Source organism: Pseudoxanthomonas sp. LjRoot125 (assembly GCF_964252705.1).
Lineage (GTDB): Bacteria > Pseudomonadota > Gammaproteobacteria > Xanthomonadales > Xanthomonadaceae > Pseudoxanthomonas_A.
The window spans coordinates 2,784,932-2,807,307 of sequence record NZ_CAXUOY020000001.1; the positions used below are offsets into that span (position 1 = coordinate 2,784,932).

22 protein-coding genes are annotated in these 22,376 nt (G+C 67.4%); 8 read left to right on the forward strand and 14 right to left on the reverse strand.

The genetic code is table 11. The annotated features are described in order from the left end of the window. From ACSION_RS12840 to ACSION_RS12860, 5 genes are all read right to left on the reverse strand, one after another. Positions 1 to 1,320 carry an acetylglutamate kinase gene (locus tag ACSION_RS12840; protein WP_435306210.1) on the reverse strand — a complete coding sequence of 440 codons (1,320 nt, stop codon included), beginning with the start codon at positions 1,318 to 1,320 and terminating at the stop codon, positions 1 to 3. A gap of 81 nt (positions 1,321 to 1,401) precedes the next feature. Then, positions 1,402 to 2,493: an acetylornithine deacetylase gene (locus ACSION_RS12845; RefSeq protein WP_435306211.1), complete on the reverse strand. Its 1,092-nt coding sequence runs from the start codon at positions 2,491 to 2,493 to the stop codon at positions 1,402 to 1,404. A 19-nt stretch (positions 2,494 to 2,512) separates the two neighbouring features. Next, on the reverse strand, positions 2,513 to 3,721 hold the full coding sequence (locus tag ACSION_RS12850) for an argininosuccinate synthase (RefSeq protein ID WP_435306212.1): 1,209 nt from the start codon (positions 3,719 to 3,721) through the stop codon (positions 2,513 to 2,515). A gap of 84 nt (positions 3,722 to 3,805) precedes the next feature. Continuing rightward, entirely contained in the window at positions 3,806 to 4,807 is a 1,002-nt protein-coding gene (locus ACSION_RS12855; RefSeq protein WP_435306213.1) for an N-acetylornithine carbamoyltransferase, read from the reverse strand. Positions 4,808 to 5,068: 261 nt separating this feature from the next. Beyond that, positions 5,069 to 5,512 carry a hypothetical protein gene (locus tag ACSION_RS12860; protein ID WP_435306703.1) on the reverse strand — a complete coding sequence of 148 codons (444 nt, stop codon included), beginning with the start codon at positions 5,510 to 5,512 and terminating at the stop codon, positions 5,069 to 5,071. A 197-nt stretch (positions 5,513 to 5,709) separates the two neighbouring features. Here ACSION_RS12860 and cysS point away from each other — a divergent pair, with 197 nt between their 5' ends. Genes cysS through ACSION_RS12875 form a run of 3 tightly spaced genes read left to right on the forward strand, consistent with a single transcriptional unit; the run spans position 5,710 to position 8,823 of the window. Further along, positions 5,710 to 7,101, forward strand: coding sequence for a cysteine--tRNA ligase (gene cysS, locus ACSION_RS12865; protein ID WP_435306214.1), 1,392 nt, complete (start codon positions 5,710 to 5,712; stop codon positions 7,099 to 7,101). 46 nt (positions 7,102 to 7,147) lie between these two features. Continuing rightward, complete coding sequence (locus tag ACSION_RS12870) at positions 7,148 to 7,585, forward strand: SufE family protein (protein WP_435306215.1); 438 nt, start codon at positions 7,148 to 7,150, stop codon at positions 7,583 to 7,585. After that, positions 7,582 to 8,823 (forward strand): MFS transporter, encoded by a 1,242-nt coding sequence (locus tag ACSION_RS12875; protein ID WP_435306216.1) that lies wholly within the window; start codon positions 7,582 to 7,584, stop codon positions 8,821 to 8,823. Before ACSION_RS12870 ends, ACSION_RS12875 begins: the two co-directional genes overlap by 4 nt. Before the next feature lie 72 nt (positions 8,824 to 8,895). Here the strand turns inward: ACSION_RS12875 and dksA are convergent, their stop codons facing one another. Continuing rightward, a complete protein-coding gene (gene dksA / locus ACSION_RS12880; protein ID WP_435306704.1) occupies positions 8,896 to 9,990 on the reverse strand; it encodes an RNA polymerase-binding protein DksA in 1,095 nt (364 codons plus the stop codon). 96 nt (positions 9,991 to 10,086) lie between these two features. On the opposite strand from dksA, the gene yidD reads away from it, so the two are divergent. The 3 genes from yidD to ACSION_RS12895 are packed head-to-tail and all read left to right on the forward strand — an operon-like array spanning position 10,087 to position 12,556. Next, positions 10,087 to 10,350, forward strand: a complete 264-nt coding sequence (yidD, locus tag ACSION_RS12885) for a membrane protein insertion efficiency factor YidD (RefSeq protein ID WP_435306217.1) — start codon at positions 10,087 to 10,089, stop codon at positions 10,348 to 10,350. Beyond that, a complete protein-coding gene (locus ACSION_RS12890) occupies positions 10,350 to 11,696 on the forward strand; it encodes a dihydroorotase (RefSeq protein ID WP_435306218.1) in 1,347 nt (448 codons plus the stop codon). Before yidD ends, ACSION_RS12890 begins: the two co-directional genes overlap by 1 nt. 44 nt (positions 11,697 to 11,740) lie before the next feature. Beyond that, on the forward strand, positions 11,741 to 12,556 hold the full coding sequence (locus ACSION_RS12895; protein WP_435306705.1) for a M23 family metallopeptidase: 816 nt from the start codon (positions 11,741 to 11,743) through the stop codon (positions 12,554 to 12,556). Between the two features lie 94 nt (positions 12,557 to 12,650). Here the strand turns inward: ACSION_RS12895 and folE2 are convergent, their stop codons facing one another. The 7 genes from folE2 to efp all read right to left on the reverse strand — a co-directional run bounded on the left by folE2 (position 12,651) and on the right by efp (position 18,112). Then, complete coding sequence (folE2, locus tag ACSION_RS12900) at positions 12,651 to 13,583, reverse strand: GTP cyclohydrolase FolE2 (RefSeq protein WP_435306219.1); 933 nt, start codon at positions 13,581 to 13,583, stop codon at positions 12,651 to 12,653. Positions 13,584 to 13,694: 111 nt separating this feature from the next. Beyond that, positions 13,695 to 14,402: a phytoene/squalene synthase family protein gene (locus tag ACSION_RS12905; RefSeq protein WP_435306220.1), complete on the reverse strand. Its 708-nt coding sequence runs from the start codon at positions 14,400 to 14,402 to the stop codon at positions 13,695 to 13,697. Between the two features lie 136 nt (positions 14,403 to 14,538). Beyond that, positions 14,539 to 15,222: a phosphoglycolate phosphatase gene (locus tag ACSION_RS12910; RefSeq protein WP_435306221.1), complete on the reverse strand. Its 684-nt coding sequence runs from the start codon at positions 15,220 to 15,222 to the stop codon at positions 14,539 to 14,541. After that, a complete protein-coding gene (ubiG, locus tag ACSION_RS12915) occupies positions 15,219 to 15,938 on the reverse strand; it encodes a bifunctional 2-polyprenyl-6-hydroxyphenol methylase/3-demethylubiquinol 3-O-methyltransferase UbiG (protein WP_435306222.1) in 720 nt (239 codons plus the stop codon). Before ubiG ends, ACSION_RS12910 begins: the two co-directional genes overlap by 4 nt. Positions 15,939 to 15,984: 46 nt before the next feature. Further along, positions 15,985 to 17,325, reverse strand: a complete 1,341-nt coding sequence (locus ACSION_RS12920; protein ID WP_435306223.1) for a TRZ/ATZ family hydrolase — start codon at positions 17,323 to 17,325, stop codon at positions 15,985 to 15,987. An 11-nt stretch (positions 17,326 to 17,336) separates the two neighbouring features. Beyond that, a complete protein-coding gene (locus ACSION_RS12925; RefSeq protein ID WP_093486519.1) occupies positions 17,337 to 17,546 on the reverse strand; it encodes a hypothetical protein in 210 nt (69 codons plus the stop codon). Beyond that, positions 17,546 to 18,112: an elongation factor P gene (efp, locus tag ACSION_RS12930; protein ID WP_093486521.1), complete on the reverse strand. Its 567-nt coding sequence runs from the start codon at positions 18,110 to 18,112 to the stop codon at positions 17,546 to 17,548. The genes ACSION_RS12925 and efp overlap by 1 nt, the downstream gene beginning before the upstream one ends. Before the next feature lie 101 nt (positions 18,113 to 18,213). Here efp and epmB point away from each other — a divergent pair, with 101 nt between their 5' ends. Both epmB and ACSION_RS12940 read left to right on the forward strand, forming a co-directional pair. Further along, entirely contained in the window at positions 18,214 to 19,233 is a 1,020-nt protein-coding gene (gene epmB / locus ACSION_RS12935) for an EF-P beta-lysylation protein EpmB (protein WP_435306224.1), read from the forward strand. Between the two features lie 99 nt (positions 19,234 to 19,332). Then, positions 19,333 to 21,408, forward strand: coding sequence for an EAL domain-containing response regulator (locus ACSION_RS12940; protein ID WP_435306225.1), 2,076 nt, complete (start codon positions 19,333 to 19,335; stop codon positions 21,406 to 21,408). A gap of 79 nt (positions 21,409 to 21,487) precedes the next feature. Here the strand turns inward: ACSION_RS12940 and htpX are convergent, their stop codons facing one another. Continuing rightward, positions 21,488 to 22,369 (reverse strand): protease HtpX, encoded by an 882-nt coding sequence (gene htpX, locus ACSION_RS12945; protein ID WP_435306226.1) that lies wholly within the window; start codon positions 22,367 to 22,369, stop codon positions 21,488 to 21,490. Positions 22,370 to 22,376 lie beyond the last annotated feature (7 nt).

Sequence of the window (22,376 nt, forward strand, 5' to 3'; positions counted from 1 at the left end):
TCAGTCCTTCAAGGTCGGCAGACGCGTACGGCAATGCGCCACGCAGCGCTCGATGTCGGCGAAGCCGTCGATGCCGTACCAGAACACCTTCCACTTCTCCTGCTTGTAGCAACCGTCGGACTCGGCGTAGTAGAAGATGTTGACCTGGTTGTTGTGGCGGGAGCGCCAGAACAGCTGCGGATTCTCTTCGCGCATCACGTGCCACACGGCACGGCCAAGGCCTTCGCCCTGTGCATCGTCGAGCACGGCGAACTTGTCGAGATAGGCAAAGCCTTCCTCGCGGGTGAGGATCAGCGCGGTACGGTAGTTTTCGCTGATGTAGACGCGGTACGGCGTGGTGCGCTCGAAGTAGTCCGGCAGCAGCGTGCGCCCGAAACTGGATTCGATCAGCGTCTTCAACCGCGGCAAGTCCACGCCATCCCAGCCGCCCTCGAAACGCAGTACGCGTTCGCCCTTGCGCACCAGCGTGCCGGAGCCGCGATGGGTGAACAGTTCCTTGGCCAGCTCCGCCGGCTTGGTGATGGAGACCGACGAGGTCAGCGGCAGCCGGTCGAGCAGATCCTTGATCTGCTCGATCTTCACCCGCATCCCACCGTTGATCCAGGGCTGCGCCATCAGCTCGTCGTACTCGGTCGACAGGTTGATCGAATCGATCACGCGCCCTTCCGCATCCAGCAGGCCCCCGGTACCGGTCAGGAAAATGATCTTGTACGGCTGCAGCACCTGCACCAGTTCGTTGGCGGCGAAGTCGGCGTTGATGTTGAGGATCTGGCCGCCGACGGTTTCGCCCATGCTGGCGATGACCGGGATGGAGCCGGCCTTCAGGCTCGCCTCGATCGGCGCCTGGTTGATGCGGGTGACCTCGCCAACCAGGCCATAGCTCGCCTGGTCCTTGTACTCGGCCTCGAACACACCCGAGACGATGGAGGTGGCGCGTGCGCCGACCTGCTGCAAGGCTTCGACCAACGCGAGGTTCTGCTGCAGGAACACCTTGCGCACGATGGCCAGGACTTCGGGCGTGGTCACGCGCAGGCCGTTGACGGTCTGCTTAGCGATCCCTGCCGCCGTCATTTCCTCATCCAGCTGCGGCCCCGCGCCGTGCACGACGATGGGCGTCAGGCCGACTTCCTGCAGGAAAGTCAGCGAGGACGTCAGCGACTCCAGGTCGTCGCGCAACACGGCGCCACCCACCTTCACGACGGCGAAGCGCTTGGCGTCCAGCTGCGAGAAGCGCTTGACGTACTGCGAGATCTCCTTCGCGCTGGCCATGCTGGACAGCAGGCGGATGATGGTCTGGCGGGTTTGCTTGTTCGATTCCATGTCTTCTTGCTTTTCGTAGGGTGGGCCCTGGCCCACCAGATCATCGGTTGCGCATGGCGGGCAGAGGCCCGCCCCACGTCGCTACTGGAGGATTCTCGCCACGCTGTCGACGTATTGCTGCAACTGCTCCAGCGATACCCACTCATCGGCGGTATGGGCTTGTGCGATGTCGCCCGGGCCGTAGACGAAGGCGGTCAGGCCAGCGGCGGAAAACAGCGACGCCTCCGTCCAGAAGTCCACGGCATTGCCGATCGGCAAGCCGAGTTCGTCGGCGAGATCGCGTGCGGCCAGGCGACGCTCCTCCGCCCGCGCGACATCGCCGGACGGCAGCGACGGCCCGCGGAAGGTTTCTTCGTAGTCGGCCAAGGCATCGGGATTGGCGAAACCACGGAACGTCGCGTGCAGGTCGGCAGGGTCCTGCGAAGGCAGCGGACGGAAGCCGAAGCGCACCTCGGCGCTGGGCGCGATCATGTTGGCCTTGATGCCACCCTCGACCCGACCGATGTTGAATCGCAAGCCGGTCAGCCCGCCGAAGCGCAGATGATGATGGGCCTGCACGAAATCCAGCGCCGACGTGCCCCAGCGCATCGCGTTGTGCAGGGCGCTCAACGACAACGCGTTCTCGGCGGAGGCATGCCCGGCCTGCCCCGTGAACGCCATCCGGACGGCGCTGATGCCGCGGTGCGCGAGCACCGCCTGGCACTGCGTCGGCTCGGCGATGATCGCCTCGCCGAAGCCATGGTCGCGGGCGAGGAAGGCGGCGATGCAGCGCGCATCGTTCGCTTCTTCGTCCGTCGTGAACAGGAACGCCGCATCGCCCTGCGTCACCTGTGCAGCGGCCACGAGTGCCGCTGCCGCGCCCTTGATGTCGCAGGCACCCAGGCCGATCGCGCGGTCGCCTTCGATGCGCAGCACGTGCGGATCGGCGCTCCATGCCGGCGACGAGGGCACGGTGTCCAGATGCACGTTGAACACGCGCTTGGGCTGCCCGCGCACCGCGAACAACGTGACCGCACCGGCGCCATGGTCGATGACCTCGACCTGGAAATCCGGCAACTGCGCGCGCAGGTAGTCGAAGATGCCGCCGGTACCGATATCGCGGGGCGGATTGCGGGTGTCGAACGACACCAGCGCTTCGAGGTGCTGCAGCGTGCTGGCGAGCAGGTCGGTCATGCGGGTTCCTTGTTTATGATCAGCCGCGATTGATCTCGGCCCACAGGGTCGAGCTCATGCCGAACAGCTTGATGAAGCCCTCGGCCTCCTCGACGCCCCAATCGGCCGACTGCGCGTACGTCGCGCCCTTGGCATTGAGGATGTGCGGGGACTTCACCGCGACCGCATCGACGCGGCCGCCGCGAGTCTCCAGCACCACGTCGCCGTTGACCGTAGCCTGCGAAGACTGCAGGAACGCCTCCAGGTCGGCCTTGAGCGGATCGTGGTAGAAGCCTTCGTACACCAGCTCCACCCACTTGCGCGCGATCTCGGGCTTGAAACGGTTCTGCTGCTTGGTCAGCACGGCCTCTTCCAGCGCGCGGTGCGCCGCCAGCAGCGACACCAGGCCCGGCGCTTCGAACACGATGCGGCCCTTCAGGCCGATCACGGTGTCGCCGGTGTAGACGCCGCGGCCCACACCGTAAGGCGCGAACAACGCATTCAACTTCGCCAGCAGCGCAGCGCCGGCGACCGGCTGGCCGTCCAGGCTGACCGCTTCGCCGTTCTTGAAGCCGACCGTGACGCGCAGCGGTTCCACCGGCCATTCGGCGCGCGGTGCGCACCAGCCACGCGCGCCTTCGCCGGGGGCGGACCAGGTGTCGATCTCCCCGCCGGACATGGTCAGGCCGAGCAGGTTCTCGTTGATGGTGTAGCTCTTCTGCTTGGCACGCACGCCGAAGCCACGCTCTTCGAGATACGCCTGTTCGTAGGCGCGGGTCTGGGTGTGTTCCTTCTGGATCTCGCGAATCGGCGCCACGATGCGGTAGTCGCCGCTGGCCTTGACCGCGAGGTCGAAGCGCACCTGGTCGTTACCCATGCCGGTGCAGCCATGCGCAATCGCGTTCGTGCCCAGTTCGGCCGCCCGCTTCAGCGCGGCATCGACGATCAGGTAGCGGTCGGACACCAGCAGCGGGTACTGCCCCTGGTAGCCCTCGCCAGCCCACACGAACGGCCTGACGAAGCCGTCCCAGATCGCCGGACCACCATCGACGGTGACGTGGCTGGCCACGCCCAGGTCGGCGGCGCGCTGTTCGATGTAGGCGCGTTCTTCGGCATCCACGCCGCCGGTGTCGGCGAACACGGTGTGTACGTTCCAGCCGCGCTCCTTCAGGTAGGGCACGCAGAAGCTGGTGTCGAGGCCGCCGGAGAAGGCGAGGACGATGTCTTTGGATTCGTGGGGGGTGGTCATCTTGAGTCTCGTAGGGCGGGCCTTGGCCCGCCGGATCTGGTTTGTGGTGTGGTGTCGGTCAGGAACGGCGGGCCAAGGCCCGCCCTACTTGATCAGCGCGGCCATGATGGCCTTCTGCACGTGCAGGCGGTTCTCGGCTTCGTCGATGGCGATGCACTGCGGTGAATCCATCACGCCGTCGGTGGCCTTCACGTTGCGGCGCAGTGGCAGGCAGTGGCTGAAGACACCGTTGTTGGTCAGCGCCATCTTCCGCTCGTCGACGATGAAGTGTTTGTACTGGTCGCGGATCGGCTTCTCGGGCTCCCAGTTGCCGAAGAACGGCAGCGCGCCCCAGCTCTTGGCGTACACCACGTCGGCGCCGGCATAAGCGCTGTCGATGTCATGGCTGACCTGCAGCGAACCGCCGCTTTCGGCCACGTTCTGCTCGGCCCAGCCCATGTAGCGTTCATCGAGCACGTAGTCGGGCGTGGGGCACAGCAAGGTCACGTCCATGCCCATGCGGGTGGCGATGGTCAGCGCCGAGTTGGCGACCGCGGTATTGAGCGGCTTGGGGTGGTAGGTCCACGTGAGGACGTACTTCTTGCCACGCAGGTCGGACGTGCCGAAGTGCTCTTGCAGCGCCAGCGCATGCGCGAGTTCCTGGCAGGGATGGGTGATCGTCTCCATGTTGATCACCGGCACCGGCGAATACTTCGCGAACGACTTCAGGACGATGTCCTCGCGGTCGTAGGCCCAGTCGACGAACTTCGGGAAGGCACGCACGCCGATCAGGTCCACGTAGCGGCCCAGCACCTTCGCCACCTCGGCGATGTGCTCCTCGGTGTCGCCGTCCATCACCGTGCCCAGGTTGAACTCGATCGGCCACGCGTCCTTGCCCGGCTGCAGCACCACGGCGTGGCCGCCCAGCTGGAAAGCACCCAGTTCGAAGCTGGTGCGGGTGCGCATGGACGGGTTGAAGAACACCAACGCGATCGACTTGCCCTTGAGCGCGTCGCCGAGCTTGTGCTGCTTGTAGAGGGCGGCCTGCGTCAGCAGGGCGTCCAGCTCGGTGCGGCTCCAGTCCTGCGTGTTCAAGAAGTGCTTCATTACGGCATCCTGGTTTCGGGAATGTGGCAAAACGGGCTTCAGAAACGAAAAAACCCAGCCTCTGGCTGGGTTCCGGTGAACAAGCGACGACGTCCGGGGTACCCAGCTAGATGCAGGATTCCGGTCGACGGGCACGCGACGTCATGCTCGAGGCCTGGCGGGCCGCGCTGTCAGCATGGGCGTGTGCGTTCATCTTCATGGGCGCGAATGCTCGCATGTGCTGCGGCGCAGCGCAAGGCTACCTTGGACGCACGCCGGGCGTCAGGGCGTGCTGGCGGCGGGCAGCGTGGGCACGACGTAAGGCACCACCGAAACCCGGATCCGCAGGCGGTTGCCCGGATCCTCGGCGAGGCGGGAGCGGTACTTCACGCCCTTGTAGATGTAGTCCACGTCATAAGCGATGGGGCGCTGAAACTCGCGTTCCACCGGCACCGCACGGCAATTGGTCCGCACGGTCCCCGTCGGCGGGGCCACCGGAGGCGCCGCTTCTTCCTCGCCCCCGAACCAGCCTTTCACGGAACTGACCACCTTCGACCAACGACTTTCGTCCGCGCGTGCGGCGGGCTCGGGCTTGGCCGCGGGCACTTCCTCGCAGCGCTGCTCGGTACGGGTGGCCCGCAGTGTCTGGTACACCGGCTCCACGCTGAGCACCTGGGCATAGTCCAGCCGCACGTTCTCCGTCGGGATCACCCGCTCCTGCGCCATCACGGCGGCGCAAGCGAGCAGGCAGGACAGAAGAAGGGCGGCGCGGAAGCGGTGCATGTGGCCTGTAAGTGGTATCCCGGTGTCACAGTGTAGGCATCGCGCCTTGAGTGGGGCTGAACATCGGCCCCACGGAGCGTGTCGAGTGCCCGGTCCGGGCGCAGGCGGTAGAATCGTCGCGTACCCCCTGCCCCACGCCCATGACCCTGCGCCTGCACAACAACCTGACGCGCCGGGTCGAGCCGTTCGCGCCGCTCGATCCTGCCTGCCCCACGATGTACGTCTGCGGGCCCACCGTCTACAACTACGTCCATATCGGCAATGCACGCGGCCCGGTGGTCTTCGGCGTCCTGGCGGCCCTGCTGCGCCGACGGTTCGGCCAGCTGCGCTACGCGCGCAACATCACCGACGTGGACGACAAGATCAATGCCGCAGCCAAGGAACTCGGCGTGGCGATCTCGGCCATCACCGACCGCTACGCGGCGGCCTACCGCGAGGACATGGCCGGCCTGGGCGTGACGGGCGAGTTCTCCCCGGACATCGAGCCCGCGGCGACCGCCCACATCCCGCACATCATCGCGATGATCGAGCAGTTGATCGCGGGTGGGCATGCGTATGCCGCGGAAGGCCACGTGCTGTTCGCGGTAGCCAGTTTCGCCGAGTACGGCAAGCTTTCGCGTCGCGATCCGGACGAGATGCTGGCCGGCGCACGCGTGGAAGTGGCGCCCTACAAGCGCGACCCGGGCGACTTCGTGTTGTGGAAGCCGTCCACCCCGGACCTGCCGGGCTGGGAGTCGCCTTGGGGCGTTGGCCGCCCGGGCTGGCACATCGAATGCTCGGCGATGGCGGCAGCCCACCTGGGCGAAACCATCGACATCCACGCCGGTGGTGTGGACCTGCAGTTCCCGCACCACGAAAACGAAGTGGCGCAGAGCGAGTGCGCGCACAAGCATGCCGACGGCTCGCACAAGACGTTCGCGCGCTTCTGGCTGCACAACGGCATGCTGAACTTCGGCGGCGCCAAGATGAGCAAGTCGCTGGGCAACATCGAGAAAGTCCACGACCTGCTGCAGCAGCATCCGCCGGAAGCGCTGCGCTACGCCCTGCTCTCCGCCCACTACCGCCAGCCGCTGGACTGGTCCGAGGCGCTTGTCGAGCAATCCAAGAACACGCTGGACCGCCTCTACGGCACGTTGCGCGACCTCGGCGATGTCACTGTCGATGCCGATACTCCGCAGACCATCGAGGATGCGCTGGACGACGACCTCAACACCCCGCTCGCGCTGGCGGAAGTCGCCCGCATCGCCGCCGACGCCCGCAAGGCGACGACGGCAGGCGACAGGCAACGCTTCAAGGCGGAGCTGATCGGTGCTGGGCGCGTGCTGGGGCTGCTGCAGCAGGATCCCGCCGAGTGGTTCGGTCGCGGCACGTCCGGCGACGACGATGCGCGCATCCAGGCGCTGATCGACGAACGCGCGGCCGCGAAGCAGTCACGCGACTTCGCCCGTTCCGACGCGATCCGCGACCAGCTCGCCGCCGAAGGCATTCTGCTGGAAGACACGCCGCAGGGCGTACGCTGGAAGCGAGCCTGATCCATATCCATCAGGAAGCCGGCGACGCCGCGCTTCCGGAACTCCCATGACCGACACCATCTTCCCGCTCGAACCGACCGCCGCCGACGCACAGGCGGCGATCAAGGACGAATTCGCCTTCTTCGGCGACTGGTCCGAACGCTACCAGTACCTGATCGACCTGGGCCGCAAGCTGCCGCCGTTCCCGGACGATTGGAAGCGCGAGGAGCATCGTCTGCTCGGCTGCCAGTCGATGGTCTGGATCGTGCCCGAGGGTGATGCGACGAAGCTGGATTTCCATGCCATCAGCGACTCGGCGATCGTCTCGGGCCTGATCTTCCTGGCCCTGCGCGTCTATTCGGGCCGATCGGCGGCCGAGATCCTGGACACCACGCCGGACTACATCGCCGACATCGGCCTGGCCAAGCATCTCTCGCCCACCCGCAGCAACGGCCTGGCGTCGCTGCTGGCCTTCATCCGCGAGACGGCTGCCCACACGAAGTGAGCGACAGCCGGGCGCCCTCCGCCTTCTCGCTGCTGCGCAATCGCGGCTATGCGGCGGTACTCGCGTATCGCATCTGCGCGCTGCTGTCGTACCAGATCGTCGCGGTCACCGTCGGCTGGCATATCTACGAGTTGACCCGCGATACGTTCTCGCTCGGCCTGGTGGGCCTGGCGGAAGTGCTCCCGTTCTTCTGCGTGGCGCCGTTCGCGGGTTATCTGGTCGATCACCTGCCCCGCCGGCGCGTCGGCATGGTGGCGTGCGCCGCGTTGGCGACCACCGCGGTGATCCTGGTCGCGGTGTCGGCAGGATGGCTCCCCTTCAACGGCACGTGGCCTATCTACGCCGCCATCGCGCTGACCGGCATGGCGCGCTCGTTCCTCAGCCCCGTCTACAACGCGCTGTTCGCCAAGGTGCTGCCGCGCGAGGACTTCGTACGCGCGGCGGGCCTGGGCAGTGTGGTCTTCCAGACCGCACTGGTCACCGGACCAGCGCTCGGCGGTGTGCTCGTGGGATTCGGGGGCAAGACCCTGTCGTATGCGATTGCCGTGGTGTTCGCACTGCTCGCTGCCACCGTGCTCGCGCGCTTGAAGGTGGAAGAACCCGGCCCACCGGCGGTGAGCCTGCCGGTGTTTGCCAGCATCGCGCAGGGCGCGCGCTTCGTGCTGAACAACCAGATCATGCTGGGCGCGATGGCGCTGGACATGTTCTCGGTGCTGCTTGGTGGCGTGGTGGCCATGCTGCCGGCGTTCATCCACGACATCCTCCACTACGGACCGGAAGGACTCGGCATCCTGCGTGCGATGCCAGCCGCCGGCTCGGTCTGCGTCGGCCTGTGGCTGGCGCGGCATCCGCTGCAGAAGCATGCGGGCCGCGTGCTGCTGTTTGCGGTGCTGGGCTTCGGCCTGAGCGTGATCGCATTCGGCCTGTCGCGCAGCTTCTGGCTATCCGCAGCGATCCTGCTGTTCTACGGCATGTGCGACGGGGTGTCGGTGGTCGTCCGCTCGACGATCCTGCAGCTGTCCACGCCGGACGAGATGCGCGGGCGCGTCTCGTCGATCAACGGCATCTTCGTCAGCTCGTCGAACGAACTCGGCGCGTTCTACGCCGGCACGATGGCCAAACTGCTCGGGCTGGTGCCTGCGGTGATCATCGGCGGCTTCGCGATCCTGTCGGTGGCCGGCATCACCGCTTGGAAAGCGCCTCGCCTGCGGCGCTTGGACCTCCGGGACCTCCAGTAACTCGGATATCAGCGCTGGAGAAAAGAAAAACCCCGCCGAAGCGGGGTTTTTCATGCGCGGAGAACGCCGGACTCAGTCGCCCTGCTGCTTCTGCAGGTGCTCCCAACGCTCCTGGGCGTCGATGGTGCGCTCGGCGGTCAGACGGGCTTCGAGGCGATCGAGGCCGATCTCTTCGCCGGTGTCGACGCAGTAGCCGTAATCGCCACCCTCCAAGCGCTTCAGCGTGCTGTCGATCTTGCCGATCAGCTTGCGGTAGCGGTCGCGGGTGCGCAGCTCCAGCGAGTTCTCCGTCTCGCGGGTCGCGCGCTCGGCTTCATCGCCGATGTCGCGGACTTCATCCTTGAGGTTCTCGATGGTCTGCTTGGATTCCTCGACCAGGTCGGCGCGCCACTGCAGCAGGCGCTGACGGAAGTACTCGAGCTGCAACGCGCTCATGTACTCCTCTTCGGGCGAGGGCTTGTAGCCGGTCGGCACGATCGGACGACCGGTGGCTTCGTCGGTCTTGTAGGGCACTTCTTTCACCTTGCCGCGCACGACCGGCGCGGCAGGCTTGGCGGCCACGGCCACCGCGACCTTGCCCACGGGGCGAGGGGTGACGGCGGGACGCGTGCTCACGGGAGCTGCGGCGGGAGTCGGGGCTTTGGCGGGTTTGCTATTGGATTTCGGGACTGGCACAGGCTTCGGGGGGGACGGAACCTTGGCGGCGGGGGCCGGAGCCGCAGCAGCTGCCTTGGGGGCAGGCGCCGGGGCGGGGGACTTGGTCGCAGCCGCGGTGGGGGCGGACTTCGCCGGAGCCGGCTTGGCAGCAGGCTTCGGTGCGGGCTTGGCAGGAGCGGGTTTCGTGGCCTTGGCCGGTGCCTTCACCGGCGCCGCCTTGGCGACGGGTTTGGCGGCCGGCACGGGCTTCTTGGCGACAACGGGCTTGGCAGCCGCCTTCTTGACCGGCGCAGCCTTCTTCGCCACCGGCTTGGCAGCCGGCTTCTTCACCGGCGCCGCCTTCTTGGCAACGGGCTTCTTGGCGACAGGCTTGGGAGCCGCTTTCTTCGCCGCCGGCTTGGGAGCCGGTTTCTTGGCGACAGCCTTCTTCACGACAGGCTTCTTGGCGACGGTCTGAGCGGGTTTCTTGGCGGCCTTGGCGGCCTTCTTCGCAGGTTTCTTTGCAGCCACGAACAGCGCTTCCTTGTTCTTCCCGAGCATCGGGAAAGCGCGCTTTTATAGCCTACCCGGGAGGCAGCGGCAACCCGACGCGTTATCATCGGGTCCATGCTCTCCCGCCTGCTCATCCTGTTGCTGAAGGGATACAAGCGCTTCATCAGCCCGCTACTGGGGCCTCGCTGCCGCTTCGTGCCCTCCTGCTCGGAGTACGCCATGGAAGCCATCGGCCGCTTCGGTCCGCTGAAGGGCGGCTGGCTGGCGATCCGCCGGATCGCCCGCTGCCATCCGTTGCACCCCGGCGGCCACGATCCTGTACCGTCGTCGTGCGGCCACGCGCACGCCCCCTCCCCCCGCCCTTCCAGGAACCCCTGATGCCCGCCACCGTCATCGTCAACGCCCGCCTGGTCAACGAAGGCCGCGTCACCGAGGGTGACCTGCGGATCGAGAACGGCCGCATCGCCCGCATCGCCGCCGAGATCCGCCCCCAGGGCGAAGACACCGTGATCGATGCCGCGGGTCGCCTGCTGCTCCCGGGGATGATCGACGACCAGGTGCACTTCCGCGAACCGGGCATGCCGCACAAGGGCGACATGGCCACCGAATCGGCCGCCGCGGTCGCGGGTGGCCTGACCACGTTCATGGACATGCCCAACACCAGTCCGCCGACGCTGGACGCCACCGCGCTGGAGGACAAGTACCAGCGCGCCAAGGGCCGGGCCTGGGGCAACTACGGCTTCTACATGGGCGCCAGCAACGACAACCTGGAGGCGATCCGCACGCTGGACCCGAAGACCGCGCCGGGCATCAAGGTGTTCATGGGCGCTTCCACCGGCAACATGCTGGTCGACAACCCCGACACCCTGGACGCGATCTTCCGCGAAGCGCCCACGCCGATCATCACGCACTGCGAAGACACGCCGATGATCGACGCCAACCTGGCGGCGTTCCAGGCCAAGTACGGCGATGCGCTCGGTGCCGAACACCACCCGGACATCCGCAGCCGCGAGGCCTGCATCAAGTCCACGCGACTGGCGATGTCGCTGGCGCGCAAGCACGGCACCCGCCTGCACGTGCTGCACATCTCCACCGCCGATGAGCTGGCGTTGTTCACGCCGGGCCCACTGGTGCACCCGGACGGTGCGCGCAAGCGCATCACCGCGGAAACCTGCATCCACTTCCTGCGCTTCGACCGCGCGGATTACGCGGCGCTGGGCAACCTGATCAAGTGCAATCCCGCCATCAAGGACGCCAGCGACCGCGAAGCACTGATCAAGGCGCTGGTGGAGGACGTGATCGACGTGCTCGCCACCGACCACGCTCCGCACACGCTGGAAGAAAAGGAAAAGCCCTACGTGCAGGCGCCCTCCGGCCTGCCGCTGGTGCAGTACGCGCTGGTGGCCGCCCTGGAGCTGGTCCACGAGAAGCGCATGGACGTCACCCGCGTGGTGCAGAAGTTCGCGCACGCCCCCGCGCAGTTGTTCGACGTGAAGGAACGCGGCTACCTGCGCGAAGGCTACTTCGCCGATCTCGTGCTGATCGACGACGAACCGTTCACCGTGAAGCGCGAGGATGTGCTGTCCAAGGTCGGCTGGTCGCCGTTCGAAGGCCGCACGTTCCGCTCGCGGATCGGCGCCACCTGGGTTAACGGCCGCATGGTCTGGAACGGCGAACACCTGGTCGGCACGCCGAATGGTCAGCGCCTGGAGTTCGCGCGTTGAAGTGGGTGGTCGCGGCGCTGCTGGCCGCGATCTGCATGGGCGGTATGCCGCGCGTGGCGGCCCAGGACGTCGCTCCGCCACCCGTGGCGGATGAGCGCGTCGTCTTCCCCGCCAGTGTTTCGCAAGGCGCCCTGGTCTTCGGCAAGGTGCCGCCGGGCAGCGTGGTGCACTACGCAGGACGCACGCTGCGCGTCAGCGGCTACGGCACCGTTGTGTTCGGTGTTGGCCGCGACGAGCAGGGCACGATACGGGTGGGCGTGATCCTCCCCGGCCCTCCCAGCCATGATGTGGCGGAGATCGTTGCCGACATCAGAGTCACCCCGCGCGACTGGCCGGTCGAACACGTCAACGGCGTGCCGCCGAAGACCGTGAACCCGCCGCCCGAGATTGCCGCGCGCATCGAACGCGAACAGGCCCTGGTTACTGCCGCACGCCTCCGCGACGACGAACGCACCGACTTCGCCCAACCCTTCCAGTGGCCGGTGCAGGGCCGCATCAGCGGCCGCTTCGGCAATGCCCGGGTCTACAACGGTCAGCCGGGCGCGGGTCATTCGGGCATGGATATCGCTGCCCCCACCGGCACGCCGGTAAGGGCGCCCGCCGGTGGCGTGGTGACGTTCGCCGCGCCGGACCTGTACCTGACGGGCGGCACGGTGCTGCTCGATCATGGCTACGGGATCAGCTCGAACTTCCTGCACCTGTCGCGCATCGACGTGAAGGTGGGGGATCGCATCGAACCCGGCCAGGTCATCGGCGCGGTCGGCGCCACCGGGCGCGCCACGGGGCCGCATCTGCACTGGGGGATGAACTGGTTCGACGTACGCGTGGACCCGCTGCTGGTGCTCGAACGCGGGAAGTAATCCACCCTGCCATTGTGGGAGCGACGTAAGTCGCGAAGCTTTGCTTTGAGAGCGATCGCGACTTGCGTCGCTCCCACATCCGGCAACCGAGGCCTCAGTCGTTGCTGCCGCTGACCCGGGCGACCGCGTCGTGCGGGTGCAGGCTCTCGTAGTGCGCGACGGTGGCGTCGTAGCGGGCGATGCGCGCATCGCCGGCCAGCACCGACGCCACCCGACGGGCTGCGTCTTCGCAGAACATCAGGTTTTCGGCGTTGAGGCGGGCGAACGCCTGTTCGTCCACGCGCTTGACGGCCGTCTGCACGGGCGTCGCCAGCGCGGCTTCGAGCGCATCGACCAGCGCCACCAACGGGAGTTCATCGAATTGCGGACGCAACTCGACGCGCACGCTGGCGCGACTGCGCTGCGCATGCGGCGTGGCGGCCAGCCCGCGCTCGGAGGCGAGCCAGTCATGCACCACGTTGACCGACAGCGGATGCGCCGCGGCGAAGTCCTCGGTGAACCGCTCGGCATTGGCCTGGCGGGACAGCGCAGCCGACGCCGGGCAGGTACTGGAATACTCGACGGAGAACGCCAGTGCCAGGGTCAGGTGGCCGTCGGCGAGCGTGGCCTCGATCTCGACCGGGTAACGCTTCCAGCCGGCGTAGTCGCTTTCGAGCGCCTTCCGCTGCAGCAGCGCTTCGTAACGGATGCGCAGGCGCGCCTGGGTGGCCAGGCCGGCCTGCGAGTCGACACTGGTCTGCAGCAGATGGCGCAGACCGGCCGGGGTGATGGCTTCACGCGCCAGGCCCTCCTGCAGTTCCAGGTACAGCCGGGACATGTGGATGCCACGCGCATCGGCATTGGCCAGGTTCACCGAAAGATCGATGCTTGCCGCCACCTGCAGCTGACCGCCCTGCCCGTCCGGAATGCGGACCGGCAGCGCGATGTTCTCCATGCCCACCCAGTCCAGCGGACGCGCCAGCGGCACGCGCTGGTGGGCGACGTCGGGAAGGTCGGCGCGGGGCGCCACGGGGAGCGAGGAAGTCATCGTCGTGCACGGGGGAGTGATGGCGTGCATTGTACCCCCTGCCCCGAATCACCAGATGAAACAGTCCGTTACGTCGCCTTTCGCAGGCTATCGCGACGATAGGCAGCGTGTTCAGCCGCCACGCGCGGCGCGCCAGCCGGCGAACAACAGCGAGGCCTGCGACGGCAGCGGCGCAGGTTCGCCCCGGCGTGCGAAACGGAGAAGCCGCCCATGCACATAGGCGGACAGCAGGCGACGCTCGCGCGCGCCGTCGCGCGGCGGCCAGGCTTCGAGCAACGCGGTGGCCCAGGCCCTGAGCTGGCCCGCTTCATCCGCGCCTTGCCGCAGGTTCACCGGCACGGCCGCGCCGCCGACCTCCATCAAGCGGGCAGCCAGCATCTCCGCGACGATGGCCTGCGAGGCGGGCATGCGCCCCAGCACCCCGCTCTCCACGGCAGCAACCGCTTCGCCATAACGCGACAACGCGGCGAAGCCCGCCTCGCGATCCCACGCTACCGCGCGCGCTTCTGCAAGCGTGGGCAACGCAGCGGCAAGCCGCGCCCAGTCGGCGCGCACCGGTTCGAGGCGACGGCCGAGCGGATGTCGCGAACGTTGCGAGGCCCAGCCACGCAGTTCCTCGCCCCACCACGCCAGCTTGGCGTCCGCCGGCAGCGGGTCGCCGGCGATGTTCAGGATGTCCTCGAACTCCTGCAGCAGCGCGAACCATGCCACCACGATGTCACGTCGCGCGGGCGCAACGAATACTTCGGCGACCGACCATTCCGGCCATCGGGCGCGCCATTTTTCCAGGAAGCTGTCGAGGGCGGCGGAGTCGGACATGCCATCAAACCTTGTAGGAGCGACGCAAGTCGCGACCGTGATGCTGGCGCGCACGGGCGACTGGACGCAATACGTTCTCTATTCGCGGCTGAAACAATTGAGGACTGCAACCGTGCGGTCGCGACTTGCGTCGCTCCTACAACGGCCGGATCGAGGGCCAGGCCGACGGTGCGATGAGGGCATCGGGCAACTCGACCATGACATCCGCCTGCCACTGCGCAGGCTCCTCATGCGCCTGCCGGTATCCCCACAATGCCGCGATGGACGGCATGCCGGCGGCACGCGCCGACTGGATGTCGCGCTCGTCGTCGCCTACGTACACGCAATCGGCGATGGCGATGCCGATGCGTTCGGCCGCGACCTGCAGCGGCAACGGGTGCGGCTTCTTCTCGGCCAGCGTGTCGCCGCCGATCAGGACGGCGCACCGGGTCTCCCAACCGAGCTGCGGCAGGATGTCGCGCGCCAGGTACTCCGGCTTGTTGGTGACGATGCCCCAGGTGCTGCCCGCGGCTTCCAGCGCCACCAACATCTCGGCGATGCCATCGAAGAGCACACTGTGCCGGCCAAGTTCTTCCTGGTAGATCGCCAGGAACTCGGGCACCAACGCCTCGCGTGGGGCCTGCTCCATCTCCGGGAACGCTGCGGCGAGCATCGCGCGTGCGCCCTTGGATACGTGCGGGCGCAGGACGTCCAGCGTCATCGGTCCCGCGCCACGCGCGGCCAGCATGCGGTTGGCGGTGGCCAGCATGTCCGGCGCGCTGTCGAGCAGCGTGCCGTCCAGGTCGAACAACGCGGCGCGCGGAAACCCCGCGACGGTCATGCCTTCACCGCGCTGGCGAGGTAGTTCACGTCGGTGCGCGACGACAGTCGTGCGCGGTGGCGCCACGGTTCGTAGGCCAGTCCGGTCACGTCCTCGAGCTGGAAGCCCGCCTCGCGCAGCCAGCCGGCCAGCTCGGAAGGACGGATGAATTCCTGGTAGTGGTGCGTGCCCTTGGGCAGCAGGCGCGCGATGTACTCCGCGCCGACGATCGCCAACGCGAACGCCGCGGGCGTGCGGTTGAGCGTGGACAGGAACAGCCGCCCACCCGGCTTCAGCAGCGTGTGGCAGGCACGGATGATCGAAGCCGGATCGGGCACATGCTCCAGCATCTCCATGCACGTCACCACATCGAAACTGCCGGGACGCTCCTCGGCCAGCGATTCGACCGAACGCAGCTGGTAGTCCACCTGCACGCCGGATTCCAGCTTGTGCAAACGCCCCACTTTCACCAGTTCCGGCGCCAGGTCGATCGCAGTGACCTGCGCACCCTCGCGCGCCAGCGCTTCGCTCAGCAATCCGCCGCCACAGCCCACGTCCAGCGCGGCCACACCGGCAAGACGCACCCGGTCGCGCACGTACTGCACGCGGACCGGGTTGAGTGCATGCAGCGCCTTCTGGGGACCGTCCGGGTCCCACCAGCGGTTGGCCAGTGCGCCGAACTTGTCGAGTTCGGCCTGGCTGAAGTTATCGTCGCGGGGCGCAGTCGAGGTCGTCATGAGGCCATTGTAAGACGACGCCGGCCATGACGCCGTCACGCATCGCTCAGGAAAGACGGATCCCGGCGATCCGTTCGCGCCATTGGCGCGCATTCGCGATGACGCCGTCGATGTCGATATCGACCAGCGTGCGCTGCAGCAGCTTCGGCCGGCCCGCGATCCAGACGTCGCTGACCTGTTGACGGCCCGTCGCGTAGATCAGTTGGGATACCACGTGGTGCAGCGGTTGGGTCTCCAGCGCGGACAGGTCGACGCAGACCAGGTCGGCCTCCTTGCCCGGCTCGATGGAGCCGATGCGGTCGTCGAAGCCGATCGCCTTGGCGCCGCCCAGCGTGGCCGCGCGCAACGCGCTGAACGCATCCAGCGCGGCCGCATCCTGGGCCACCGCCTTGGCCAGCAGCGCGGCGGTGCGCGTTTCGCTGAACATGTCCAAGTCGTTGTTGCTGGCGCAGCCATCGGTGCCGACCGCCATGTTCACACCTGCCCGCTCCAGCGCACACGCCGGGCAGAAGCCCGAGGCGAGCTTGAGGTTGGATTCCGGGCAATGCACCACGCTGACGCCGCGTTCGGCACAGAGATGGATCTCGGCGTCCGTCAGCTGGGTCATGTGGATGGCGATCAGGCGGTCGTTGACCAGGCCAAGCCGGTCCAGGCGCGCGATCGGGCGTTGGCCGTGCTTCTCGATCGACTGTTCCACTTCCTGCGCCGTCTCGTGCAGGTGCAGGTGAACCGGCACGTCCAGCTGGTCGGACAGCATGCGGACGCGTTCGAAGTTGGCGTCGTTGACCGTGTACGGCGCATGCGGGGCGAACGCCGTCGCGATCAGCGCGTCGTCGCGCCACTGATCGTGGACCTCGCCGGCCTTCTCGAAGTATTCATCGTCCGACGTCGCCCACGCGGTGGGGAAATCGATCACCGGCAGGCCCACGCGCGCACGGAACCCGTATCGCTTGTAGGTGGCCGCCTGCACGTCGGGGAAGAAATAGTTCTCGTTGACGCAGGTGGTGCCGCCGCGGAGCATTTCGGCGATGGCCAGGGTGATGCCGTCGGCCACGAAGTCCGGACCGATCACCGCACCCTCGATCGGCCAGATGTGCTCCTGCAGCCAGACCTTCAGTGGCAGGTCGTCCGCGACGCCGCGCAGCAGCGTCATCGGGTTGTGCGTGTGCGCATTCACCAGACCGGGGATCAGCGCTGCGTCCGGGCGCGACACCGTCTCCCGCGGCGCGAAACGCGTCCGCGCCTCGCGCACCGGCAGGATCGCCACGATGCGGCCGCCGGTGACGGCGACCGCGTGGTCTTCCAGCACAACCCCGTGCGGGACGACCGGCACCACGAAACCGGCTTCGATCAACAGGTCGCAGGCGTCGGGGGTGCGGTCGCTCATGGGGCCTCGGCTCAGAATCCCAGCGTGTAGCTCAGGCCGATGGCGCCGGCGCCGAACAGCAGCCAGCACAGCAGCATCAAGGCCAGGGCGCGTCCATAGCCCAGCCGCGGCACGCTGGGGAACAGCCGCGGCAGGGTTGCGTTCCAGCACAGCATCACGCCTAGCCCGGCGATCAATACGCCGACGGCCCAGACGCCGAGGTAGAGCGCGAGCTGTTCCATCACTTCACGCGGCTGACATATTCGCCGGTGCGGGTGTCGACCTTGATGATCTCTTCCTGCCCGACGAACAGCGGCACGCGCACGACGGCGCCGGTTTCCAGCGTGGCCGGCTTGCCGCCGGTACCGGCGGTATCGCCCTTCACGCCCGGGTCGGTCTCGGTGATCTGCAGCTCGACGAAGTTCGGCGGGGTCACCTGGATCGGGTTGCCGTTCCACAGCGTCACCACGCAGTCTTCCTCGCCCTTCAGCCACTTCTCGGCGCCCGCCATGCCGGCCTTGTCGGCCTGCACCTGCTCGAAGGTCTCCTGCTGCATGAAGTGCCAGTACTCGCCATCGGAGTACAGGTACTGCATGTCGGTATCCACCACGTCCGCCGCCTCGACCGAGTCGGTGCTCTTCATGGTGATTTCCTGCACGCGGCCGCTCTTGATCAGGCGGTACTTCACGCGGGTGAACGCCTGGCCCTTGCCCGGCTTCACGTACTCGGTATCGCTGATGATCGCCGGCTCGTTGTTGATCAGGATCTTCATCCCGTTCTTGACATCGTTCATGCCGTAACTGGCCATGGATAAACTCCTTGGGTAAGACAAACCCGCCGCGGGACACGGCCGGCCGGATAGAATGGGAAGCCCGCCGGACCCGGCGGGCGCTTGTTTTCAGACCCGATATGATAACCGCAGCCCCCGACCCCCGACAGCCTGCCGCGCTGCAGCCCGCCCGCTGGCAGCAGGCCATGCGGGATGCCGTGCGCGACCCGCGCGAGCTGTTGGACCTGCTCGGACTCGCGACCCTGGCCCCACGCCTCTCGGATGAAGCCGCGGCACAGTTCCCGTTGCGCGTGCCGCGAGGCTTCGTGGCCCGCATGCGCCATGGCGATCCGCACGACCCCCTGCTGCGCCAGGTGCTGCCGCTCGACGACGAGATGAAGCCGACCCCCGGCTACGGCCTGGATGCCGTGGGCGACGCTGCAGCCCGCACCGGCACCGGCATCCTTCAGAAGTACCGCGGCCGCGCCCTGCTGGTGGCCACCGGCAGTTGCGCGATCAATTGCCGCTACTGCTTCCGCCGACACTTCCCGTATGCCGAGGAAACCGCCGCGCGTGAAGGCTGGCGCGAGGCGGTGGACCTGATCCGGGGTGATGCGTCCGTCGAGGAAGTCCTGCTGTCCGGGGGCGATCCGCTGTCGCTCTCCAACGGCAAGCTGGCCGAACTGACGCACGCGCTGGCCGACATCCCGCACCTGCGCCGCCTTCGCATCCATAGCCGCCTGCCCATCGTGCTGCCCGAGCGCGTCGACGACGGCCTGCTGGCCTGGCTCGCGGCCCTGCCCTGGCCGGTCGCCCTGGTGGTGCATGCCAACCATGCCAACGAATTCGACCCTGCCGTGGACACCGCGCTCGGCCGCCTGCGCGCCGCCGGCGTGCAGTTGCTCAACCAGGCCGTGCTGCTCAGGGGCGTGAACGACAGCGTGGACGCCCTGGCGGCGCTGAGCGAACGCGGTTTCGCGGCTGGCGTGCTGCCGTACTACCTCCACCAGCTCGACCGTGTCGCCGGCGTCGCCCATTTCGAAGTGGATGACGAACGAGCGCGTTCACTGCATGCCCAGCTCGCCGCGCGACTGTCCGGCTACCTGGTCCCGCGCCTGGTGCGCGAGGTCCCCGGCGACACCGGCAAGCGTCCGCTGTAAGCACGGAAACCTGCGACGGCGCGCCGCATCTGCGACGCTCGCATTGGACGCTCCGCGCCCCTTCGTGTATTAAACCCGCACCCCTGGCGGACCCGCTGCATGCAGATCGGCAAAGACACCACCCTTCGATTGACCCTCGTGGACGACAGCGCCGAGGACGCCGAGGCGATCGTCTCCGCGCTGCGCAATGGCGGCATTGCCGTCCGGCCGCTCCGTCCGGTGGACCCGGCCGAGCTGGCGCAGATGGTCGCCTCTCAACCAATGGACCTGCTGCTGGCCTCGCGGTCGGCCAAGGGCATCCCGCTCGCCACCGTCCTGTCCCAGGTGGATGCCAGCGGCAAGGACATCCCGGTGATCGTGCTGGCCGACGGCCTGACCGAAGCCGACCTGCTGGCCGACCAGGCCGCCGGTGCCCGCGCCAGTGCGCTGCGCGGCCGCTTCGATCATGTCCTCACCGTGCTGCGCCGCGAATGGGGTGACCTGGATGCTCGTCGTTCCCAGCGCCGACTGGAAGGCCAACTGCGCGAAACCGAGCGCCGCTGCGATGCGCTGATCTCGTCTTCGCGCGACCCGATCGCCTACATCCACGAGGGCATGCATATCCGGGCGAACGACGCCTACCTGGAGATGTTCGGCTTCGAATCCTTCGAGGACGTCGAAGGCCTGTCGCTGCTCGACCTGGTGGGTCCGCAGTACGTCAACGACTTCAAGGCCCTGCTGAAGAAGCTGAGCAAGGGCGAACCGCCGCCGCCGCGCTTCGAGCTGGAAGCCCGCAGCATCGACGGCGACAGCTTTCCGGCCACCCTGGAGTTCGCCACCGCCACTTACGAGGGCGAGCCCTGCGTGCAGGTGGTATTCCGCCGCCGCGAAGAATTCGATCCGGAACTGGCGCGCGAGGTCGAGGATCTCCGCCAGCGCGACATGGTCACCGGCCTGATGAACCGCGCCACCTTCCTGCGCGAGCTGGAAACCGCGGTGGCCCAGGTCGCCCGTGGCGAGGACCAGTACGCCTTGCTGTTGCTGGAACCGGACCACTACCAGCGCCTGCTGCAGGACATCGGCATCGACTCCGCCGACGCGCTGGCGGCCGCCCTCGCCGCGCGCTTGTCGGAAAAACTCGACGATGCCTGCACCGCCGCCCGCTTCGGCGAACGCACGTTCGCCGTCCTGCTGCGCGGCAACCATGCGCACACGGCAGCGCTGGCCGACAAGCTGCGCGCGGCGTATGCCTCGCATGTGTTCAACGTGGGCGACCGCTCGGCTTCGGTGACGACCAGCATCGGCGGCGTGCAGATCGGCGAGAAGATCGCCAGCGTCGGCCAGGTGCTCACGCGCGCCACCGATTGCCTGCAGGCCGCCACCAACCTCGGCGGCAACCGCTTCGAGATCTTCGACCCCGGCGCGGTGGACCGTGCCGAGGAAGAGCGTGTGCAGAACTGGGTCAAGCGCATCCAGGAAGCGCTGCAGGACGGTAGTTTCCGCCTCTACTTCCAGCCCATGGTCAGCCTGCAGGGCGAACCCGGCGAGGTCTACGAGGCCCTCCTGCGGATGGAGACGAACGGCGAAGTGGTGCCGCCGCAATCCTTCATCGGCATCGCCGAAGACAACGGACTGCTGGACGATATCGATCGCTGGGTCGTGAACCGCGCCATCGAGGTCCTGGCCGAACGCAAGCGCGCGGGCCACGACACCCGCATGGTGGTCAAGGTCAGTCCGGCGTCGTTCGCCGACAACCGCCTGCTGGACCTGATCGCCCGCCAGCTCGCGGCCCTCGACGTGCCCGGTGATCGCCTGTGGCTGCAGACGCCGGAAGCCAAGGTGTTCACCCATCTGCGCCAGGCGCAGGCCTTCCAGGCTGCCGCCGCGAAACTCGGCTGCCAGGTGGGACTGGAGCACTTCGGCGCGGGCCTGGATTCGTTCCAGCTGCTTTCGCACTTCCAACCGACCTTCCTCAAGATCGACCGCGTCTTCAGCGAGGACCTGGGCAAGACAGTGGAGCACCAGCAGAAGATCCGCGAGATCGCCGAGCGCGCTCAGGCGCTGGGCATCCTCACGGTTGCCGAGCACGTGCAGGACGCCGCCACGATGGCGTTCCTGTTCACCACGGGCGTTGATTACGTGGAGGGCAACTTCCTCGCCACGCCAGGCCCGGTTATGAACTACGACTTCGGCTGAAGCCGCTGCGCCTCCGCGACGAAGCAAAAAGAAACCCGCCGGAAGGCGGGTTTCTCGTTCACGACATCGGGTCGGCGGCTCAGGCGAAGGTGCCCTGCTGCGCGCGCAGCGCGGCGATGCGCTCTTCCAGCGGCGGATGGCTCAGGAACAGCTTCTTCATACCCTGGCCGATGCCGCCGGCGATGCCGAACGCCTCGACCTGCGCCGGCAGCGTGCTCGGACGCTGCTGCTGAGACAGCCGCTCCAGCGCGGAGATCATCTTCTGGCGGCCGGCCAACGACGCGCCACCGTGGTCGGCGCGGAATTCGCGACGACGCGAGAACCACATGGCGATCATCGTCGCGAACAGGCCGAACACCACTTCCAGCACCATTACGATGATGTAGTAACCGAAGCCGCGGCCGCCGCCCTCGCGGTTGCCGGACAGGAAACCATCGACGATGCCGCCCACCACGCGGGCCAGCACGATGACGAAGGTGTTCAGCACGCCCTGCAGCAGCGCCATGGTGACCATATCGCCGTTGGCGACGTGACTGACTTCATGGCCCAGCACGGCTTCGGCCTCGTCGCGACTCATCGAGCGCAGCAGGCCCGTGGACACGGCCACCAGTGCGTTGTTGCGATTGGCGCCGGTGGCGAAGGCATTGATCTCGGGCGCGTCGTAGATCGCGACCTCCGGCATGCCGATGCCCGCCGCTTGCGCCTGGCGCTGCACGGTGGACACCAGCCAGCGTTCCGCGTCGTTGCGCGGCTGCTCGATGACTTGCGCACCGGTGGCGCGCTTGGCCATCCATTTGGACGTCAGCAGGGAAATCAGCGAGCCACCGAAACCGAACACTGCTGCCATCACCAGCAGCCCCCCCATCTGGCTGGGATTGACGCCCAGCAGGGACATGACGATGCCCGCCAGGACCAGGACGGCGAGATTGGTGGCGAGGAACAGCGCGACACGCGTGAACACGACAGGA

Bases quoted from the DNA above. Each gene is read 5' to 3' on its own strand.
- ACSION_RS12840 (WP_435306210.1), bottom strand. From the start codon at position 1,320: ATGGAATCGAACAAGCAAACCCGCCAGACCATCATCCGCCTGCTGTCC.
- ACSION_RS12845 (WP_435306211.1), bottom strand. From the start codon at position 2,493: ATGACCGACCTGCTCGCCAGCACGCTGCAGCACCTCGAAGCGCTGGTG.
- ACSION_RS12850 (WP_435306212.1), bottom strand. From the start codon at position 3,721: ATGACCACCCCCCACGAATCCAAAGACATCGTCCTCGCCTTCTCCGGC.
- ACSION_RS12855 (WP_435306213.1), bottom strand. From the start codon at position 4,807: ATGAAGCACTTCTTGAACACGCAGGACTGGAGCCGCACCGAGCTGGAC.
- ACSION_RS12860 (WP_435306703.1), bottom strand. From the start codon at position 5,512: ATGGCGCAGGAGCGGGTGATCCCGACGGAGAACGTGCGGCTGGACTAT.
- cysS (WP_435306214.1), top strand. From the start codon at position 5,710: ATGACCCTGCGCCTGCACAACAACCTGACGCGCCGGGTCGAGCCGTTC.
- ACSION_RS12870 (WP_435306215.1), top strand. From the start codon at position 7,148: ATGACCGACACCATCTTCCCGCTCGAACCGACCGCCGCCGACGCACAG.
- yidD (WP_435306217.1), top strand. From the start codon at position 10,087: ATGCTCTCCCGCCTGCTCATCCTGTTGCTGAAGGGATACAAGCGCTTC.
- ACSION_RS12890 (WP_435306218.1), top strand. From the start codon at position 10,350: ATGCCCGCCACCGTCATCGTCAACGCCCGCCTGGTCAACGAAGGCCGC.
- ACSION_RS12895 (WP_435306705.1), top strand. From the start codon at position 11,741: ATGCCGCGCGTGGCGGCCCAGGACGTCGCTCCGCCACCCGTGGCGGAT.
- folE2 (WP_435306219.1), bottom strand. From the start codon at position 13,583: ATGACTTCCTCGCTCCCCGTGGCGCCCCGCGCCGACCTTCCCGACGTC.
- ACSION_RS12905 (WP_435306220.1), bottom strand. From the start codon at position 14,402: ATGTCCGACTCCGCCGCCCTCGACAGCTTCCTGGAAAAATGGCGCGCC.
- ACSION_RS12910 (WP_435306221.1), bottom strand. From the start codon at position 15,222: ATGACCGTCGCGGGGTTTCCGCGCGCCGCGTTGTTCGACCTGGACGGC.
- ubiG (WP_435306222.1), bottom strand. From the start codon at position 15,938: ATGACGACCTCGACTGCGCCCCGCGACGATAACTTCAGCCAGGCCGAA.
- ACSION_RS12920 (WP_435306223.1), bottom strand. From the start codon at position 17,325: ATGAGCGACCGCACCCCCGACGCCTGCGACCTGTTGATCGAAGCCGGT.
- ACSION_RS12925 (WP_093486519.1), bottom strand. From the start codon at position 17,546: ATGGAACAGCTCGCGCTCTACCTCGGCGTCTGGGCCGTCGGCGTATTG.
- efp (WP_093486521.1), bottom strand. From the start codon at position 18,112: ATGGCCAGTTACGGCATGAACGATGTCAAGAACGGGATGAAGATCCTG.
- epmB (WP_435306224.1), top strand. From the start codon at position 18,214: ATGATAACCGCAGCCCCCGACCCCCGACAGCCTGCCGCGCTGCAGCCC.
- ACSION_RS12940 (WP_435306225.1), top strand. From the start codon at position 19,333: ATGCAGATCGGCAAAGACACCACCCTTCGATTGACCCTCGTGGACGAC.